Raw genomic sequence first — 18,257 nt, 5'->3', positions numbered from 1 at the left:
GAGCCTTCGCCATCCCCACAGGTGGCCGGCCCGCAGCCCTGGGGGCGGTGGCGTGACCGTGACAGAAATTCAGCAGGACAACCAGAACACCGGCGGCACGGTGAGCAGCCAGCGCAGAGTGCTGGTGGTGGAGGACGAGCCCACGATCGCCGAGTCGATCGCGGCCCGGTTGGGCGCGGAGGGCTTCAAGGTGGCGGTGGCCCACGACGGCCCCGGCGCCGTCGACGGCTTCCACACCTGGCAGCCGGACCTCGTCGTCCTCGACATCATGCTGCCCGGCTTCGACGGACTGGAGGTGTGCCGCCGGATCCAGGCCCAGCGCCCGGTACCGGTCCTGATGCTCACCGCGCGGGACGACGAGACGGACCTGCTGGTCGGCCTCGGCGTCGGCGCCGACGACTACATGACCAAGCCCTTCTCCATGCGCGAACTGGCCGCCCGGGTCAACGTGCTGCTGCGCCGCGTCGAGCGCGCCCAGCAGGCCGCCCGGACGCCCGCGCTGGGCAGCCTGCGCTTCGGCGAGCTGGAGATCGACCACGTGCAGCGCCGGGTCCGGCTCGCCTCGGGCGACGTCCACCTGACGCCGACCGAGTTCGACCTGCTCGCCTGCCTGGCCGCCCAGCCGCGCGCCGTGCTCACCCGTGAGCAACTGCTGGCCGAGGTCTGGGACTGGACGGACGCGTCCGGCACCCGCACCGTCGACAGCCACGTCAAGGCGCTGCGCCGCAAGATCGGCGCCAGCTGGATCCGCACCGTGCACGGTGTCGGGTACGCGTTGGAGGCACCGCTCTCGTAGCGGCACCACCCTCGGACACCGGGCCGCCGGGGGGCCCGTTGTCCCGAACCGCCGTGCGGCGGACCCACGCGGGGGACCACAGGGGACCAATGACCTTTCCACAGCAACGCAACGGGGACATCGACGGCAGTCGGCCGCCCACCCTGGCCGCACGCGCCGCGAAACGGGTCTGGGCCGACATCCGGCCGCTCGACCCGGTCCGCTCCATCAAGGGCAAACTCGCCCTCCTGGTGATCGTCTCGGTCTTCCTGGCCACCGGCATGGTGGTCGTGGCGATCCGGTCCGAGACCCAGATCCGGATCATCATGATCTTCTCGATGATCGCCTCGCTGCTCTTCATGCAGTTCCTCGCGCACGGGCTGACCGCCCCGCTGCGCGACATGACCGCCGCCGCCCGCGCGATGGCCTCCGGCGACTACAGCCGCCGGGTCGAGGTGAACTCGCGCGACGAGATCGGCGAGCTCGCCACGACCTTCAACCAGATGGCGTCCGACCTGGAGGCCTCCGACCGGCACCGGCGCGAGCTGGTCGCCAACGTCTCGCACGAGCTGCGCACGCCGATCGCGGCGCTGCGGGCCGTGCTGGAGAACGTGGTCGACGGCGTCGTCCAGCCCAACCCGGCGACCCTGGGTGCCGCGCTGGAGCAGACCGAGCGGCTCGGCCGACTGGTCACCCACCTGCTCGACCTCTCCAAGATCGACGGCGGTGTGGTCGACCTGGACGCGCGCCCGTTCGAGGTGCGCGAGTTCCTGGACGGCGTGCTGCGCGGGGTCACCGTGGACGGCGCCACGGCCGGCGGGGCCTTCTCCCGCCGCGGCGACGTCCGGCTCGCCCTGGAGGTCAGCCCGGCCGGGCTGACCGGCGTCGCCGACACCGAGCGGCTCCACCAGGTGGTCGCCAACCTGGTCGACAACGCCTGCAAGCACTCCCCGCCCGGCGGCACCGTGACGGTGCGGGCCCGGCCCGACGAGGGACCGGGGGCGCTGCTGCTGGAGGTCGAGGACGAGGGTCCCGGCATCCCCGCGGCGGACCGGGCCAGGGTCTTCGAGCGGTTCGGCCGCAGCGGCACCGCGACCGCGGCCGGGCCCGGCGCCGACGGCGGGACCGGCCTGGGCCTGGCCATCGCCCGCTGGGCGGTGGACCTGCACGGCGGGCGGATCGAGGTCGCCGAGGCCGCACGCGGCTGCCGGATCGAGGTCCGGCTGCCCGGTCCGCGCTGACCGCGCTCCGCGTCGCGGGTCCGGCCCCGGACCCGCGACGCGGACGGACCGCCGGCACGGGACGGATGTCACAGATCCGACACAGTGCACAAAGAGGAACAACGCCCGCTTTTGTCCGTATTTGTCACGGCTTGGGCGGCGATCGGAAGCAGTCGGTTCCCCGCCGATGTGGCTTTCTAACGCACATTTCCAGCCAAACCGCAGGTCAGGACTGTGATCTGGGCGACGCCTGCCCCCCGGGGACTGCGCGATCACTGATCGGAGGCGTAGCCTTAATCCCCGCTGTCCAAACATCCCAAAAGGAAGCGGAAGAGGGCGGTTGCCGCCGTGTCGCCACAGTCCCCCGAACACCCCAACAGCTCGGCTAGCTCCACTGGCTTCGGCCCCAATGAGTGGCTCGTCGACGAGATCTACCAGCAGTACCTCCAGGACCCGAACTCGGTCGACCGAGCCTGGTGGGACTTTTTCGCCGACTACAAGCCCGGTACCGAGGTGACCCCAGTGACCCAGGCCGCGACCCAGGTCGGCGTGACGCCGACCCCCGCCGCCGCCCCCGCGCCCGCCGCCGCTCCGGCCGTCCAGGCCCCCGCCGCCCCGGCCGCCCCCGCGCCGGTGCAGCAGGCCCCGACGGCTCCCGCGGCCCCCGTGGCGCCCGCGCCGCTCGCCGCCGCCCCGGCCGCGCCCCCGGCGCCCAAGGCCGCCGCCCCGGCGCCCGCGCCGGCCGCCGCGACCGCCGGCCCCGAGCTGGTGCAGCTGCGCGGCCCGGCCAAGGCCGTCGCCACCAACATGGACGCGTCGCTGGAGGTGCCGACCGCCACCTCGGTCCGCGCCGTCCCGGCCAAGCTGCTGATCGACAACCGCATTGTCATCAACAACCACCTGCAGCGCGCCCGCGGTGGCAAGGTCTCCTTCACCCACCTGATCGGTTACGCCCTGGTCCAGGCCGTCAAGGCCTCCCCGGGCATGAACCACAGCTACAAGGTGGAGGACGGCAAGTCCTACCTGGTCAAGCCCGAGCACGTGAACCTCGGCCTGGCCATCGACCTGGTCAAGCCGAACGGCGACCGCCAGCTCGTCGTCGCGGCCATCAAGAAGGCCGAGACCCTCGACTTCTTCGGCTTCTGGCAGGCCTACGAGGACATCGTCCGCCGGGCCCGCGCCAACAAGCTGACCATGGACGACTTCACCGGCGTCACGGTCTCGCTGACCAACCCCGGCGGCATCGGCACCGTGCACTCCGTGCCGCGCCTGATGCAGAACCAGGGCACCATCGTCGGTGTCGGCGCCATGGAGTACCCGGCCGAGTTCCAGGGCTCCGCCCCGGAGACCCTGGCCCGCCTCGGCGTCTCCAAGATCATGACGCTGACCTCGACCTACGACCACCGCGTCATCCAGGGCGCGGCGTCCGGCGAGTTCCTGCGCACGATCCACCAGCTGCTGCTGGGGCAGAACGGCTTCTACGACGAGATCTTCGAGTCCCTCCGGATCCCGTACGAGCCGGTCCGCTGGGCCACCGACGTCGCCACCACGCACGACGACGAGGTCAACAAGACCGCCCGCGTCATCGAGCTGATCCACTCCTACCGGGTCCGCGGCCACCTCATGGCCGACACCGACCCGCTGGAGTACAAGCAGCGCAAGCACCCCGACCTGGACGTCACCACCCACGGCCTCACCCTGTGGGACCTGGAGCGCGAGTTCGCGGTCGGCGGCTTCGGCGGCCAGCGGATGATGAAGCTCCGCGACATCCTCGGCCTGCTGCGCAACACGTACTGCCGCACGGTCGGCATCGAGTACATGCACATCCAGGACCCGAAGCAGCGCAAGTGGCTGCAGGAGCGCCTGGAGAAGCCGTACACCAAGCCGGAGCGCGAGGAGCAGCTGCGCATACTGCGCCGGCTGAACTCGGCCGAGGCCTTCGAGACCTTCCTGCAGACCAAGTACGTCGGGCAGAAGCGTTTCTCGCTGGAGGGCGGCGAGTCCCTCATCCCGCTGCTGGACGCCACCATCGACTCGGCGGCCGAGCACCGCCTGGACGAGGCCGTCATCGGCATGGCCCACCGCGGCCGCCTCAACGTGCTGGCCAACATCGTCGGCAAGCCGTACGGCAAGATCTTCGGCGAGTTCGAGGGCAACCTCGACCCGAAGTCGATGCACGGCTCCGGCGACGTGAAGTACCACCTCGGCTCCGAGGGCACCTTCACCGGCCTGGACGGCGAGACCATCAAGGTCTCGCTGGCCGCGAACCCCTCCCACCTGGAGGCCGTGGACCCGGTCGTCGAGGGCATCGCCCGCGCCAAGCAGGACATCCTGGACCAGGGCGGCACGACCTTCCCGGTGCTGCCGATCCAGATCCACGGCGACGCGGCCTTCGCCGGCCAGGGCGTCGTCGCGGAGACCCTGAACATGTCGCAGCTGCGCGGCTACCGCACCGGCGGCACCGTGCACGTCGTGGTGAACAACCAGGTCGGCTTCACCGCCGCCCCGGCGTCCAGCCGCTCCTCGATGTACTGCACCGACGTGGCCCGCATGATCGAGGCCCCGATCTTCCATGTGAACGGCGACGACCCGGAGGCCGTGGTCCGCGTCGCGCGGCTCGCCTTCGAGTTCCGCCAGGAGTTCCACAAGGACGTCGTGATCGACCTCATCTGCTACCGCCGCCGCGGTCACAACGAGGCCGACAACCCGTCGTTCACCCAGCCGCTGATGTACGACCTGATCGACAAGAAGCGCTCGGTGCGCAAGCTGTACACCGAGGGCCTGATCGGTCGCGGCGACATCACCATGGAAGAGGCGGAGCAGGCGCTCCAGGACTTCCAGGGCCAGCTGGAGAAGGTGTTCGCCGAGGTCCGCGACGCCGCCCAGGCCCCGGCCGCCGCCATCAGCGGCAAGCCGGTCGCCGACTTCCCGGTCACCATCCGGACCGGCATCTCCGAGGAGATGGTCAAGCGGATCGCCGCCTCGCAGGTCAACCTGCCGGACTGGCTGACCGTCCACCCGCGACTGCTGCCGCAGCTGCAGCGCCGCGCCGGCTCGGTCGAGGACAACACCATCGACTGGGCGATGGGCGAGACCCTCGCCATCGGCTCGCTGCTCATGGAGGGCCACCCGGTCCGCCTGGCCGGCCAGGACAGCCGCCGCGGCACCTTCGGCCAGCGGCACGCCGTCCTGATCGACCGGGCCACCGGCGAGGACTACACCCCGCTGCAGTACCTCACCGAGGACCAGGCCCGCTACACCGTGTACGACAGCCTGCTGTCCGAGTACGCGGCGATGGGCTTCGAGTACGGCTACTCGCTGACCCGCCCGAACGCGCTGGTCATGTGGGAGGCGCAGTTCGGCGACTTCGTCAACGGCGCGCAGACCGTGGTGGACGAGTACATCGCCTCCGCCGAGCAGAAGTGGGGCCAGCACTCGGGCGTCACCCTGCTGCTGCCGCACGGCTACGAGGGCCAGGGCCCGGACCACTCGTCCGCCCGCCCGGAGCGCTTCCTCCAGCTGTGCGCGCAGAACAACATGACGGTCGCCATGCCGACGCTGCCGTCGAACTACTTCCACCTGCTGCGCTGGCAGGCGCACAACCCGCACCACAAGCCGCTCGTCGTCTTCACCCCGAAGTCGATGCTGCGTCTGAAGGCCGCGGCGAGTGCCACGGAGGAGTTCCTGTCCGGCTCGTTCCGCCCGGTCATCGGCGACACCACCGTCGACCCGGCGAACGTCCGCAAGGTCGTCATCACGGCCGGCAAGTTCTACTACGACGTGGAGGCGGCCCGCACCGAGCGCGGCGTCACCGACACCGCGATCGTCCGGGTCGAGCGGCTCTACCCGCTGCCGGTGGCCGAGCTCCAGGAGGAGCTGGCCAAGTACGGCAACGACGTCCAGTTCGTCTGGGCGCAGGAGGAGCCGGCCAACCAGGGTGCCTGGCCGTTCATCGCGATGAACCTGGTCGACCACCTGCAGGTCGTCATCGGCCGCAGCGCCGACGGCCCGCGGCTGCGCCGCGTCGCCCGCACGGCCTCCTCGGCCCCCGCGGTCGGTTCGGCCAAGCGTCACGGCGCCGAGCAGCAGGCGCTGCTGGAGGAGATCTTCACGATCTGACGCACCGGTTCCCACCGGTCGTCGCGCGCGAGCACGGCAACGGCCCCCCGTCTCCCCGGATCCCGGGGAGACGGGGGGCCGCCGTCGTTCCCTGGCGCGGGACGGACGCTGCCCCGGCGCTTCCCGGAGGCTGGGACGGCCCCGGGCGGGCCGTGGCCGGACGGTGGCCGCGCCGTGTGCGAAGGTCCCAGCTCTGCAACCAAAGCGGCACCGACCTGCGCGACCGGCTGACGGATCGATAGGTTGAGCCTCGCCGGACCGTCGGCCGGGGGCCCGTCGTCGCGCCCACCGGCGGAGCCCGGTGGACCTCACCGCTCTCCCAGGGGGATCAAAACCGCATGACCGCCGACACGCCACGGGACGCCGCCGCCGCACCCCTCCCGCCGGTCTTCCAGCCGCTGCTCCCCGACGACCCCAGGGAGGTGGGCGGCTACCGGCTGTTCGCCCGGCTCGGGGCCGGCGGCATGGGCCGCGTCTACCTCTCCTACACGCCCGGCGGTCGGCCGGTGGCGCTCAAGGTGGTCCGCCCGGAGTTCGCCGAGGACAGCGAGTTCCGCCGCCGGTTCGCCCAGGAGGTCTCCAACGCCCAGCGCATCCACGGCCTCTACACCGCCCAGGTGATCGACTCCGGCGGTCTGGACTCGGACGCGCCGTGGCTGGTCACCGCCTACGTCCCCGGGCCCTCGCTGCAGCAGGTGGTCCGCGAGAACGGCGCGCTGCCGGTGCGCACCGTGCTGCTGCTGATGGGCGGCATCGCCGAGGCGCTGCAGGCCATCCACAGCGTCGAGGTGGTCCACCGCGACCTCAAGCCGGCCAATGTGCTGGTGGCCGGCGACGGCCCGCGGGTGATCGACTTCGGTATCGCCCGGGCCGCCGACGCCACCGCCCTCACCGGCACCGGCTACCGGATCGGCTCGCCCGCCTTCATGTCCCCGGAGCAGGCCCAGGGCCGCCCGGTCACCCCGGCGACCGACGTGTTCGCGCTCGGCGCGCTGGCCGCGTACGTGGCCACCGGCAGCGCGCCGTTCGGCGACGGCCCGGACACCGCCGTGCTCTACCGGGTGGTGCACGAGCAGCCCGACCTGGACGCCGTGCCGGCCGATCTGCGCGAGCTGGTCCTGCGCTGCCTCGCGAAGTCCCCGGAGGACCGGCCCCGGCCGGCCGAGATCATCGAGCTCGCCCGCAACCACCCGAGCGTCGGCGGCCAGCTGCGCTTCGCCGACGACTGGCTGCCCCGGCAGGTCAACACCGAGATCACCCGCCGCTCGGACCTGCCGAAGACGCCGCCCACCCCGCTGCCCGCCGCGCCCCCGCTGCCCTCGGGTCCGCCGACCGGGTCGTCCCCGCTCACTCCGCCGCTGACTCCGCCACCGGTCCCGGCGTCGCCGGCCGGGGCCCCCGCCACCCACGCGGCCACCGCGCCGTCCTTCGGCCCGCCGCCGCCCGGCTTCGGCCCCGCCCGGCCCGACACCCCGCCGCCCGGCTTCGTCCCGCCGCCGCTGGGCGCGTACGGCGCCGCGCAGCCGACCGGCGAGGCCCCCACCGGCCCGCTGCTCGGCGCCCCGCCCACCGTCCCGCTGCGGCCGGAGCCGCCGTCCTACGACACCCCGCCGCCCGGCCCGGTGGTCACCGACAGCCCGGCGCCCGCACCCGAGCAGGCCCGCAGCAGGGGCGGGGTCTCCTGGAAGGTCCTGCTGACCGTCGCCCTGGTGATGGCGGTCGGCGGCACGGCCGGCGGGGTCGCGCTGATGGCCAAGTTCAGCAAGGACGACGACAAGAACAACTCTGCCCACCAGTCCGGCTCGACCTCGGGGAGCTCCCAGCCGGCCGCGCCGCCGGCGGGCAGCGCCTCGGCGGCCGCGACCACCCCCGCGACCACCCCCTCGGCCGCCGCCACCTCGCCCACGACCAAGTCCTCCGGCTCGTCCGCCGGGGCGGTGACCGCGCCCCCGTCGGCCTCGTCCGGTCCCGGCGTGACCGCACCGGCCCGGCCGACCGGCTACTCCCCGCTGCTGGCGGAGAAGCCGCTGTCCATCCCCGGCACCGACGCGTACTACGACTCCTACCGGATCGACCTGGACGCGGGGACGGTGGTGCCGCGCGGCACCGACCTCAAGTGGGGCCTGGGCCTGAACGCCACCGGCAGCAGCAGCAAGGCCAACTCCTTCGTCACCGCGGGCGACAACAAGTCGGACTTCGCGGTGATCACCGAGTCGGCCGTGACCCCCGACCAGTGCGCCGTCGCGATCGACTCCCGGCCGGACACCGACCTGTCCTTCAACCGGGTCTCGCCGGGCCGCCTGCTCTGCATCCGGGACCGGATCACCCGCAACATCGCCGTCGCGGTGGTCGAGGTCGCGGATGTCACCACCGGCGCGGTCAAGCTCACCGTGAGCACCTGGCGCGCCAGCTGACCCGGTCTATCCTGACCAGGTCGAATCCCCACCGGACCGGAGCGAACCGTGTATTTCACCGACCGAGGCATCGAGGAGCTGGCGAGCCGCCGCGGCGACGAGGAGGTCACCTTCGAGTGGCTGGCCGAGCGCCTGCGCGAGTTCGTCGACCTCAACCCGGACTTCGAGGTCCCGGTCGAGCGGCTGGCCACCTGGCTGGCCAGGCTCGACGACGAGGACGACGAGTGACCCGGTGAAACGGTCGTCGTGAGGGCCCGGAGGCAACCGCCTCCGGGCCCTCTCGCGTGCTCCCCGTAGGGGCACGTCTCGGGGTCCGGTCCGGGTCGGCCTCGGGGTCGGACTCCCTTGACTTCGCCGTCACGCGATATATCGTCTTTGGAAGAGGACGCGATACATCGCGAGTCACAGCAACGGGAGGCGGCAGAGATGAGCCAGTGGACGGTCGAAGGACCCGACAGGATCACCATCGAGGAGACGGTCCGGACGCTCCAGGTGCGGACCATCGACGGCACCGTCAACGTGGTCGCCGCCGAGGGCCCCGCCCGGCTGGAGGTCACCGAGCTCAAGGGCGAGCCGCTGCACGTCACCCTGGTCGACGGCGTCCTCACCGTCACGTACAAGGACCTCAGCAGCTGGAACGAGTTCGGCGACGTGCTCAAGTCGGTCGAGTCGGTGAAGGGCTTCTTCTCCTCCTTCAAGCGCAAGCGGACCGCCGCCGTCACCGTGACCGTTCCGGCCGGCACCGAGGTCAAGGTCGGCACCGTCTCCGCCACGACGACGGTCTCCGGCTTCACCGAGCACGTCTCGACGCAGACCGCCAACGCCGACATCACCCTGGTCGGGCTGACCGGGCGGACCGACGCCAACACCGTCACCGGCGACGTGGACGCCCAGTCGGTGGCCGGGCAGCTGAGGCTGAACACCGTCTCCGGCCGGCTCACCGTGCTCGCCGGCACCGCCGAGAAGGTGAGCGCCAACGCCGTCACCGGCGCGGTCACCCTGGACCTCGCGGCCGCCGCCTCCGCGCAGATCAAGGTCAACACGGTCAGCGGCGCGGTCGGCGTGCGGCTGCCCCCGCTGACCGACACCAAGGTCGAGGCCGGCACCACCAGCGGCGACCTCTCCTCCGGCTTCGAGGAGCTCACCGTCACCGGCAACTGGGGCACCAAGCGCCTCTCCGGCCAGCTCGGTGACGGCAGCGGCAGCCTCTCGGTCACCACCGTCTCCGGCGCGGTCACCGTGCTCCAGCGGCCGGAGGCCGAGGACGACACCCGGGCCGCCCGGGAGCTGCCGGCCCCCGACCTCACCAAGTCCGACGCCCCCGGCACCGGCCCCGACCTCACCAAGGAGGCCTGACATGACCCCCGTCTTCGGCCACGGTCGGCTCCGGCTCTACCTGCTCAAGCTGCTCGACGAGGCCCCGCGCCACGGCTACGAGGTCATCCGCCTGCTGGAGGAGCGCTTCCAGGGCCTGTACGCGCCCTCGGCCGGCACCGTCTACCCGCGGCTCGCCAAGCTGGAGCAGGAGGGGCTCGTCGCCCACAGCACCGAGGGCGGTCGCAAGGTCTACCGGCTCACCGACGCCGGGCGGGCCGAACTCGCCACCCGGCAGGGCGAGCTGGACGACCTCGAACTGGAGATCCACGACTCGGTGACCCAGCTCGCCGGGGCGATCCGCGAGGACGTCCGGGACAGTGCCAAGGACCTGCGCGAGCAGCTCTGGGGCGCGGCGGCCGAGCAGGCCGGGCGCGGCGCCCCGGACTCCGGGGAGCAGGGCCGGGAGAACGCCGGGAACCCCTGGGCCGGGCCGTGGGGCGACCAGGCCGCCTGGCAGCGCGCCAAGGAGGAGTTCGCCGCCTTCAAGCAGCAGGCCAAGGAGCAGGCGAAGCGCGCCAAGGAGCAGGAGAAGGCCGCCAAGGCCAAGGCGAAGGCCGCCGAGGAGGAGGCCCGCCGGCTGCGCGAGCAGTCCCGGGCGGCCCGGACCGCGGCCCAGCAGGAGGCGCTGCGGCTCAAGCGCCGGGTGGAGCAGCAGGTCCGCGAGCACGCGGCGCGCGGCGACTGGTCGACCGGGCTGGCCGAGGGGCTCTCCGAGCTGACCAAGGGCCTGGCCGGGCTGGCCGACGCGGCCCGCTGGGGACAGCCCGGGGAGTCGAAGGTCGACTCGGCCGCCGAGCGGGTCACCGTCACCCGGATCGACCTGGACAAGAACGACCTGGACGGGAGCGACCTGGACGGGCCGGCCGACGCCGTTCCGGCCGAGCTGCCCGGGTGGACCGCTGTCGACCCGGCCGGCGATCCGGCCCGGGAGCTGGAGCGGCTGCTCGACCGCTTCCGCGACCAGGTCCGCGACGCGGCCAGGGACGGCGGGGTGACCCCGGCCCGGCTGGCCGAGGCCCGCGCCGTCCTCGGCACCGCCGGCGAGCGGCTGAAGCGGCTGCTCGACCGCTCCTGATCCGACCCGGCCGGCAACCGGCGCCCGGCTCCCCGCACAGGGAGCCGGGCGCCGACGCGTCACGGGCCCACCGGCTTCACGGGCTCACGGGCTCACGGCGTCACGGCGTCACGGCGTCACGGCGTCACGGCGTCACGGCGTCAGGACGAGCTTGCCGAACACCTCGCCCTTGGCCAGCCGGGCGAGCGCGTCCGGCGCCCCCTCCAGCGGCAGCACCGAGTCGATCACCGGCCGGACCCCGGTGGTGGCGCAGAACGACAGCAGCCCGGCCAGCTCCTCCTTGGTCCCCATGGTCGAGCCGACCACCCGCAGCTCCAGGAAGAAGATCCGGTTCAGTTCGGCGGCGGCCGGGCTGGGGCCCGAGGTGGCCCCGGAGATGACGATCGTGCCGCCCGGGCGCAGCGACTTCACCGAGTGCGACCAGGTCGCGGCGCCGACCGTCTCCATCACCGCGTCCACGCGCTCGGGCAGCCTGGCCCCGCTCGGGAACGCCGCGTCGGCGCCGAGCTCCACCGCCCGGTCCCGCTTGGCCCCGTCCCGGCCGGTGACCCAGACCCGCAGGCCGGCCGCCTTGCCGAGGACCACCAGCGCGGTCGACACCCCGCCGCCGGCACCCTGCACCAGCACGGTGTCGCCGGGCTTCACCCCGGCGTTGGTGAACAGCATCCGGTAGGCCGTCAGCCAGGCCGTGGGCAGGCAGGCGGCCTCCTCGAAGGAGAGCCCGGCGGGCTTGGGCAGCAGGTTCCAGGTCGGGACGGCCACCTGCTGGGCGAAGGTGCCCTGGTAGCGCTCGGTCAGGATCGAGCGCGGCTCGTCCGGGCCGACCCCGTGCCCGCTCTGGCCGATCACGGAGTGCAGGACCACCTCGTTGCCGTGCTCGTCGATGCCGGCGGCGTCGCAGCCGAGGATCATCGGCAGCTTCTCGGCGGGCAGCCCGACCCCGCGCAGCGACCAGAGGTCGTGGTGGTTCAGGCTGGCGGCCCGGACCGTGACCACGCTCCAGCCCGGCCGGGCCACGGGTTCGGGGCGTTCGCCCAACTCCAGCCCGCTCAGCGGGTCGTCGGCGTCGATTCGTGCGGCATAGGCAGCAAACATGCACCGGACGATAGCCAGTACGCCCCCGGGCCCGGAACAACGCGTGAGTGTGACGCGTGTCCCGGGCCCGGGCGGGGTTCCGGTACTGGTACCGGCTAGCGGCGGGCGACGCCCTCGGCCCGGGCGGCCTCGGCGACGGCCTTGGTGACGGCCGGGGCGACCCGCTCGTCGAACGGCGAGGGGATGACCTTCTGCGGGGTCAGCTCGTCGGCCACGACGCCGGCCAGCGCCTTGGCGGCGGCCAGCTTCATGCCCTCGGTGATCCGGGTGGCCCGGACCTGCAGCGCGCCGGCGAAGATGCCCGGGAACGCCAGCACGTTGTTGATCTGGTTCGGGAAGTCGCTGCGGCCGGTGGCCACCACGGCGGCGTACTTGTGCGCGACCTCGGGGTGGATCTCCGGGTTCGGGTTGGCCATGGCGAAGACGAACGCGCCCTCGGCCATGGTCGCGACGACCTCCTCCGGCACGGTGCCGCCGGAGACGCCGATGAAGACGTCGGCGCCGGCCATCGCGTCGGCCAGGGTGCCCTTGAGGCCGGTCCGGTTGGACAGGCCGGCGATCTCCGCCTTGACGTCGGTCAGGTCCTCGCGGCCCTGGTGCACCACGCCCTTGCGGTCGCACACGGCCACGTCGCCGATGCCGGCCGCCAGCAGCATCTTGGCGATGGCGATGCCGGCCGCGCCGGCGCCGGAGATGACGGCGCGCAGCGAGCCGATCTCGCGGCCGGTCACCTTGGCCGCGTTCCAGAGCGCGGCGGTGGTGACGATCGCGGTGCCGTGCTGGTCGTCGTGGAAGATCGGGATGTCGAGGGCCTCCTGGAGCCGGCGCTCGATCTCGAAGCAGCGCGGGGCGGAGATGTCCTCCAGGTTGACGCCGCCGAAGGACGGGGCCAGCCGGACCACGGTCTCGACGATCTCGTCCACGTCGGTGCAGGCGAGCGCGATCGGCACGGCGTCCACGCCGCCGAACTGCTTGAACAGGATCGCCTTGCCCTCCATGACGGGCAGCGAGGCCTCGGGGCCGATGTCGCCGAGGCCCAGCACGGCGGTGCCGTCGGTGACCACGGCGACCGTGTTGGCCTTCCAGGTGTAGTCGTTCACGAGCTCGGGCTGCTCGGCGATGGCCGTGCAGACGCGGGCGACACCGGGGGTGTAGGCGAGGGACAGGTCGTCCGCGTCGCGCACCGGCACGGTCGCCCTGACCTCCATCTTGCCGCCGCGGTGGAGCGCGAACACGGCGTCGACCGGATCGTCGGTGTCCTGAGTACTGCTGTGGATGATCTCCGCTGCCACGATGACCTCTTCGTCATTGATCGAGCGAGGACACCCGGCCGACGGGGCGGACGACCCGGCCGGTCCCGGCATCCGGTGACCGGCGGCCGGTCAGCGGAACCCGGGAACGCCGAAGCACCCCCGGGGGACGGCTGGGTCGGGGCGCCGCCGTCGGACGAGCGCCTCGAAATGAGGGTTTATGGAGTTGTCCGCGTGTGGTCCGCGCTGTGCTTCCGGGCCGAGCGTAGGTCGGACGGGGGCATCGCACCCATGCCTTTTCGTCCAAGTCACATGGTTGTCGTACGCCTCACGGCCACCTGTGGGCACCAGGAACCATGAGAACCGGCCCCCGGCGGCGGCAGTGGCGCACACGTACGCACACCCGCGGGAGTGAACACGGACACGGTATGGAGGCCGGTGCCGCCGGATACGGAGTCGACGTTCTGGACTTCCGTTCCTGTGCACCCCGGGCCTGTTTGCGGCCCGACGGTCCGGTTCGAGCGTCGGGGGTCACCCGGTACCGAATTCTGACACACCCGCCCACGGGCGCGGCAGGTCGGGATGGGAGGATCCGTTGTTCCGCCATCTCGCGTCCACCTCCGCGATGCTGCGGCGCCTCCCCCTCCCTCCCTCAGGAGCAACCGATGCACCACCGTGCCCAGTCCCCCCGCCGGGCCCCCGCCGCGCTCGCCCTCGCCACCGCCGGAACCCTTCTGCTGACCGGCTGCGGCGGGGACAAGACGGTCGCCGAGGACCCGCTCCAGCAGCTCCGGGCGAAGGTCCCGAGCGCCCAGCAGTCGGGCAAGGTGCTGCGGATCGGGATGGACGTCAACTACCCGCCGGTGGAGTTCCGGGGCACCGACGGCAAGCCCGACGGCCTGGACCCGGAGATCGCCGCGGCCCTCGGCCGGATCCTGGACCTGCGGATCGAGTACGTCGACACTCCCTTCGACAAACTCATACCCAACCTCCACCACAAGCAGTACGACGTCGCGATGTCCGCGCTCAGCGACATCCGCCAGCGCCGGGACGGCGTGGACGAGGCCGGCAAGTCGACCGGCCTCGCGGTGGACTTCGTGGACTACTTCATCGCCGGCACCTCGATCGTGGTGCCGAAGGGCAACCCCAAGGGCATCCACGGCCTGGACGACCTCTGCGGCCGGACCGTCTCCGTGCAGAGCGGCACCACCCAGGACGAGATCGTCGCCCGCCAGGTGACCGCCTGCACCCGCGCCAACAAGCCGCTCACCGTCCACAAGTTCGACAGCGACGCCAAGGCCCTGGCCGAGGTCGCCGGCGGCGCGGCGCAGGCGGGCCTGAACGACTTCCCGGTGGCCGCCTACGCGGCGAAGAACACCGACGGCGGCAACCGCTTCGAGGTGACCGGTGCGCAGTCCCGGTCCAACCCGTACGGGATCGCGCTGCGCAAGGAGGACACCGAGCTGCGCGACGTCCTGGCCAAGGCGATCGACCAGCTGATCCGCAGCGGCGAGTACGACAAGATCCTCACCAAGTGGAACGTCGCCGCCGGCGCGGCCCAGAACGCGGTGGTCAACGGAGGTATCTGAGCCGGGTCCGGACGGGGGCCGGACCCTGGGGGGTCCGGGCGGGGTCCGGGCCGGGGGTCCGGACCCCGAGGGGCGGGCGCACGATCGGGCGAGTGCGCGGCCGGGCCTCCGGGCGGACCGCAGGGAGATCTGCATACTTATACGCAGGGTGACAGGGACACGGTATTAGTCCGAATAGCGGACGGCACGGCCCCCCGTTATCCGATTTTGATCTGAATGAGGGCCACCCGAGCGTCATCAGATGGCAGGATTCCCCCCATCTCGGATCGAGCCGGCCACTGGTCGAGGCGGTTCGGTCAACGCCCACCTCGGCGGACGGTGGCGGAGAGCAGTACCCGGCACCACCCCTGCGTGTGTTCTCGCTGCCCCGGCCGTACAGCGCCGTACGGCCGCTGCTCCGGCGCGTCGCTCCCCCGTGGCACGCCCGTCCGACCTCTCCCTCAGGAGGAGATCCCCCATGATCGCCCGTACCCAGCGCACCCGCCTCCTCGCCTCAGCGGCGGTGCTCGCGTCCGCGTCGCTCGTGCTGACCGCCTGCGGCAGCAGCAAGTCCTCCTCCAGCGGCGGCAGCAGTGCGGCCAACCCCAGCGTCAGCGTCGCCGCCGTGTCCGCCGACCCCGCGCTCGCCGGGCTCGTGCCCGCCGACATCAAGTCCTCCGGCAAGCTGATCGTCGCCGCCGACGCCTCCTACGCGCCCAACGAGTTCAAGGACGACAAGGGCAACATCGTCGGCCTCGACGTCGACCTGGCCAACGCGATCGCCAAGAAGCTCGGCCTGACCGCCGATGTGCAGAACGCCGACTTCACCTCGATCATCCCGGGCATCACGGCGAAGAAGTACCAGCTCGGCATGAGCTCCTTCACCGACACCAAGGAGCGCGAGCAGACCGTCGACATGGTCACCTACTTCACCGCGGGCAGCGCCGTCGCGGTCAAGAAGGGCAACCCGGACAAGATCGACCCCAAGGACCTCTGCGGCAAGAAGGTCGCCGTCCAGACCGGCACCACCCAGGCCCAGGAGATCACCGACGTCCGCAACCCGGAGTGCACCAAGGCGGGCAAGCCGGCCATCCCCAACGACGGTGACAAGTTCACCCTCCAGACCGACGTCACCACCGCGCTGGTCTCCGGCCGCGACCAGGTGATGATGGCCGACTCCCCGGTCGTCGACTACGCGATCAAGCAGACCAACGGCCAGCTGGAGAAGCTCGGCGAGACCTACGACAGCGCGCCCTACGGCGTCGTCGTCGACAAGGGCTCCCCGCTCTCCCCCGCCGTCCAGGGCGCCGTCCAGTCGCTGATCGCCGACGGCACCTACAAGCAGATCCTGGCGAAGTGGGGCGTCGAGGCCGGCGCGATCGACAAGTCCGAGATCAACGCCGCCAAGAGCTGATCCTCCGCACCACCACACCCCCTGAGGCCCCAAGGTGAAATCTTCCGAGCAGGGGGCGGTGAAATCGGGACGGCCTGAGACCATCAAGGCCGTCCCGGTGCGCCACCCCGGACGCTGGGCCGGAGCAGTAGTCATCGTCGTTCTCGCGGCGATGCTGCTCCACGCCCTCATCTTCAACCCCGCGTTCCAGTGGGACGTCGTCAGAGACACGCTCACCAACGAGCAGATCATCCACGGAATCTGGGTGACGCTCGAACTGACCGCCCTGTCCATGCTGATGGGCGTGGTCGGCGGCGTGCTCCTCGCGATCATGCGGCTCTCGCCGAACCCCCTGCTGTCGGGGACGGCCTGGTTCTACATCTGGATCTTCCGCGGCACCCCCGTGCTGGTGCAGCTGGTGTTCTGGAACTTCCTGGGCGCCCTGTGGCCGAACCTGTCGATCGGCATCCCGTTCGGGCCCGAGTTCTGGTCCGAGTCGACCAACACCCTGATCCCGACCTTCACCGCCGCCCTGCTGGGCCTCGGCCTCAACGAGGCGGCGTACATGGCGGAGATCGTCCGCGGCGGCATCCAGTCCGTCGACGAGGGCCAGACCGAGGCCGCCCACGCGCTCGGCATGAGCCGTTCGGCCACGCTGCGCCGGATCGTGCTCCCGCAGGCGATGCGGGTGATCATCCCGCCGACCGGCAACGAGACCATCTCGATGCTCAAGACCACCTCGCTGGTCCAGGTCATCTCGCTGGCCGAGCTGTTCACGGCCGGCCACGACATCTACTCGCGGACCTTCCAGACCATCCCGGTCCTGGTCGCGGTCAGCATCTACTACCTGCTCATGACCTCGATCCTCACCGTGGGGCAGTACTACATCGAGCGGCACTACGCTCGAGGTGCGAACCGGACCCTGCCGCCCACGCCGATCCAGCGGGTGCGGCTGCTGATCGGCGGCAGGCCCACCCCGAAGGCCAAGAACGACGTGGTCCCCGGACTCGAGGGAGGTGGCCACGCATGACCGACCTGACCAAGACCCCCGCCGACGAACCGGGTGGCGGCCCGGGCGGCGGCCCGATGGTGAAGTCCGAGGGCGTCCGCAAGTCCTACGGCCTGGTCGAGGTGCTCAAGGGCATCGACCTGGAGGTCAAGCAGAGCGAGGTGTTCTGCCTGGTCGGCCCGTCCGGCTCCGGCAAGTCCACCTTCCTGCGCTGCATCAACCACCTGGAGAAGATCAACGGCGGCCGCCTCTGGGTGGACGGCGAGATGGTCGGCTACCGGCAGCGGGGCGACAGGCTCTACGAGCTCAAGGACCGCGAGGTCGCGCTCAAGCGGCGGGACATCGGCATGGTGTTCCAGCGCTTCAACCTCTTCCCGCACATGACCGCGGTGGAGAACGTGATGGAGGCGCCGGTCCAGGTCAAGCGCGAGTCCAGGTCCGAGGCCAGGGAGCGCTCGATGGCCCTGCTGGAGCGGGTCGGCCTGGCCGACAAGAGCGGGAACTACCCCTCCCAGCTCTCCGGCGGCCAGCAGCAGCGGGTGGCGATCGCCCGGGCGCTCGCGATGAAGCCCAAGCTGATGCTCTTCGACGAGCCGACCTCGGCGCTCGACCCCGAGCTGGTCGGCGAGGTCCTCGACGTCATGCGCGGGCTCGCCGAGGAGGGCATGACCATGATCGTGGTCACCCACGAGATGGGCTTCGCCCGCGAGGTCGGCGACGCGCTGGTGTTCATGGACGGCGGTGTGGTGGTCGAGTCCGGCAGCCCCCGCGAGGTCCTCGGCAATCCGCAGCACGAGCGGACCAGGGCCTTCCTCTCCAAGGTGCTCTGATCCGGGGCGCTCCGAGCGCACCCGCGGACGGCGCCCGGCAGGCGAAACCTGCCGGGCGCCGCGCTTTTCCCGCTTTCACCCTGCGGGTAATAGGCTGGAGGCAATCAGCCTGTTACCGATCTCTGGAAGGAC

General features: G+C 71.8%; 13 protein-coding genes. 11 read left to right on the top strand and 2 right to left on the bottom strand.

What is annotated here, in order from left to right:
* Window positions 1–58: 58 nt before the first annotated feature.
* The 7 genes from OG715_RS26545 (at window position 59) to OG715_RS26515 (ending at window position 10,980) form a co-directional block, all read left to right on the top strand.
* Window positions 59–796: a response regulator transcription factor gene (locus OG715_RS26545; protein ID WP_093864899.1), complete on the top strand. Its 738-nt coding sequence runs from the start codon at window positions 59–61 to the stop codon at window positions 794–796.
* An 89-nt stretch (window positions 797–885) separates the two neighbouring features.
* Window positions 886–2,016, top strand: a complete 1,131-nt coding sequence (locus tag OG715_RS26540; RefSeq protein WP_266271431.1) for a sensor histidine kinase — start codon at window positions 886–888, stop codon at window positions 2,014–2,016.
* A 327-nt stretch (window positions 2,017–2,343) separates the two neighbouring features.
* On the top strand, window positions 2,344–6,114 hold the full coding sequence (locus OG715_RS26535) for a multifunctional oxoglutarate decarboxylase/oxoglutarate dehydrogenase thiamine pyrophosphate-binding subunit/dihydrolipoyllysine-residue succinyltransferase subunit (protein ID WP_266271430.1): 3,771 nt from the start codon (window positions 2,344–2,346) through the stop codon (window positions 6,112–6,114).
* A 338-nt stretch (window positions 6,115–6,452) separates the two neighbouring features.
* Window positions 6,453–8,528, top strand: coding sequence for a serine/threonine-protein kinase (locus OG715_RS26530; protein ID WP_266271429.1), 2,076 nt, complete (start codon window positions 6,453–6,455; stop codon window positions 8,526–8,528).
* 48 nt (window positions 8,529–8,576) lie between these two features.
* Window positions 8,577–8,756 carry a DUF6104 family protein gene (locus OG715_RS26525; protein WP_030392846.1) on the top strand — a complete coding sequence of 60 codons (180 nt, stop codon included), beginning with the start codon at window positions 8,577–8,579 and terminating at the stop codon, window positions 8,754–8,756.
* Window positions 8,757–8,954: 198 nt separating this feature from the next.
* A complete protein-coding gene (locus OG715_RS26520) occupies window positions 8,955–9,884 on the top strand; it encodes a DUF4097 family beta strand repeat-containing protein (RefSeq protein ID WP_266271428.1) in 930 nt (309 codons plus the stop codon).
* Window position 9,885: 1 nt separating this feature from the next.
* Window positions 9,886–10,980: a PadR family transcriptional regulator gene (locus tag OG715_RS26515; RefSeq protein WP_266271427.1), complete on the top strand. Its 1,095-nt coding sequence runs from the start codon at window positions 9,886–9,888 to the stop codon at window positions 10,978–10,980.
* Window positions 10,981–11,112: 132 nt separating this feature from the next.
* Here the strand turns inward: OG715_RS26515 and OG715_RS26510 are convergent, their stop codons facing one another.
* Both OG715_RS26510 and OG715_RS26505 read right to left on the bottom strand, forming a co-directional pair.
* A complete protein-coding gene (locus tag OG715_RS26510) occupies window positions 11,113–12,075 on the bottom strand; it encodes a zinc-binding dehydrogenase (protein WP_266271426.1) in 963 nt (320 codons plus the stop codon).
* Window positions 12,076–12,170: 95 nt separating this feature from the next.
* Complete coding sequence (locus OG715_RS26505; RefSeq protein WP_266271425.1) at window positions 12,171–13,367, bottom strand: NAD(P)-dependent malic enzyme; 1,197 nt, start codon at window positions 13,365–13,367, stop codon at window positions 12,171–12,173.
* A gap of 623 nt (window positions 13,368–13,990) precedes the next feature.
* On the opposite strand from OG715_RS26505, the gene OG715_RS26500 reads away from it, so the two are divergent.
* The 4 genes from OG715_RS26500 (at window position 13,991) to OG715_RS26485 (ending at window position 18,125) form a co-directional block, all read left to right on the top strand.
* On the top strand, window positions 13,991–14,914 hold the full coding sequence (locus tag OG715_RS26500; protein WP_266271424.1) for an ABC transporter substrate-binding protein: 924 nt from the start codon (window positions 13,991–13,993) through the stop codon (window positions 14,912–14,914).
* A 457-nt stretch (window positions 14,915–15,371) separates the two neighbouring features.
* The gene (locus OG715_RS26495; protein ID WP_266271423.1) at window positions 15,372–16,307 is read left to right on the top strand and encodes an ABC transporter substrate-binding protein; all 936 of its coding nucleotides are present in this window, start codon (window positions 15,372–15,374) and stop codon (window positions 16,305–16,307) included.
* Between the two features lie 58 nt (window positions 16,308–16,365).
* Window positions 16,366–17,316 (top strand): amino acid ABC transporter permease, encoded by a 951-nt coding sequence (locus OG715_RS26490; RefSeq protein WP_266271422.1) that lies wholly within the window; start codon window positions 16,366–16,368, stop codon window positions 17,314–17,316.
* Window positions 17,313–18,125 carry an amino acid ABC transporter ATP-binding protein gene (locus tag OG715_RS26485; protein WP_323182166.1) on the top strand — a complete coding sequence of 271 codons (813 nt, stop codon included), beginning with the start codon at window positions 17,313–17,315 and terminating at the stop codon, window positions 18,123–18,125. Before OG715_RS26490 ends, OG715_RS26485 begins: the two co-directional genes overlap by 4 nt.
* Window positions 18,126–18,257: the final 132 nt, after the last annotated feature.

The organism is Kitasatospora purpeofusca (assembly GCF_036010405.1).
GTDB classification, from domain to species: domain Bacteria; phylum Actinomycetota; class Actinomycetes; order Streptomycetales; family Streptomycetaceae; genus Kitasatospora; species Kitasatospora purpeofusca.
The sequence above is the reverse complement of the archived record's forward strand: the minus strand, read 5'-3'. Positions and strand labels throughout refer to the sequence as shown.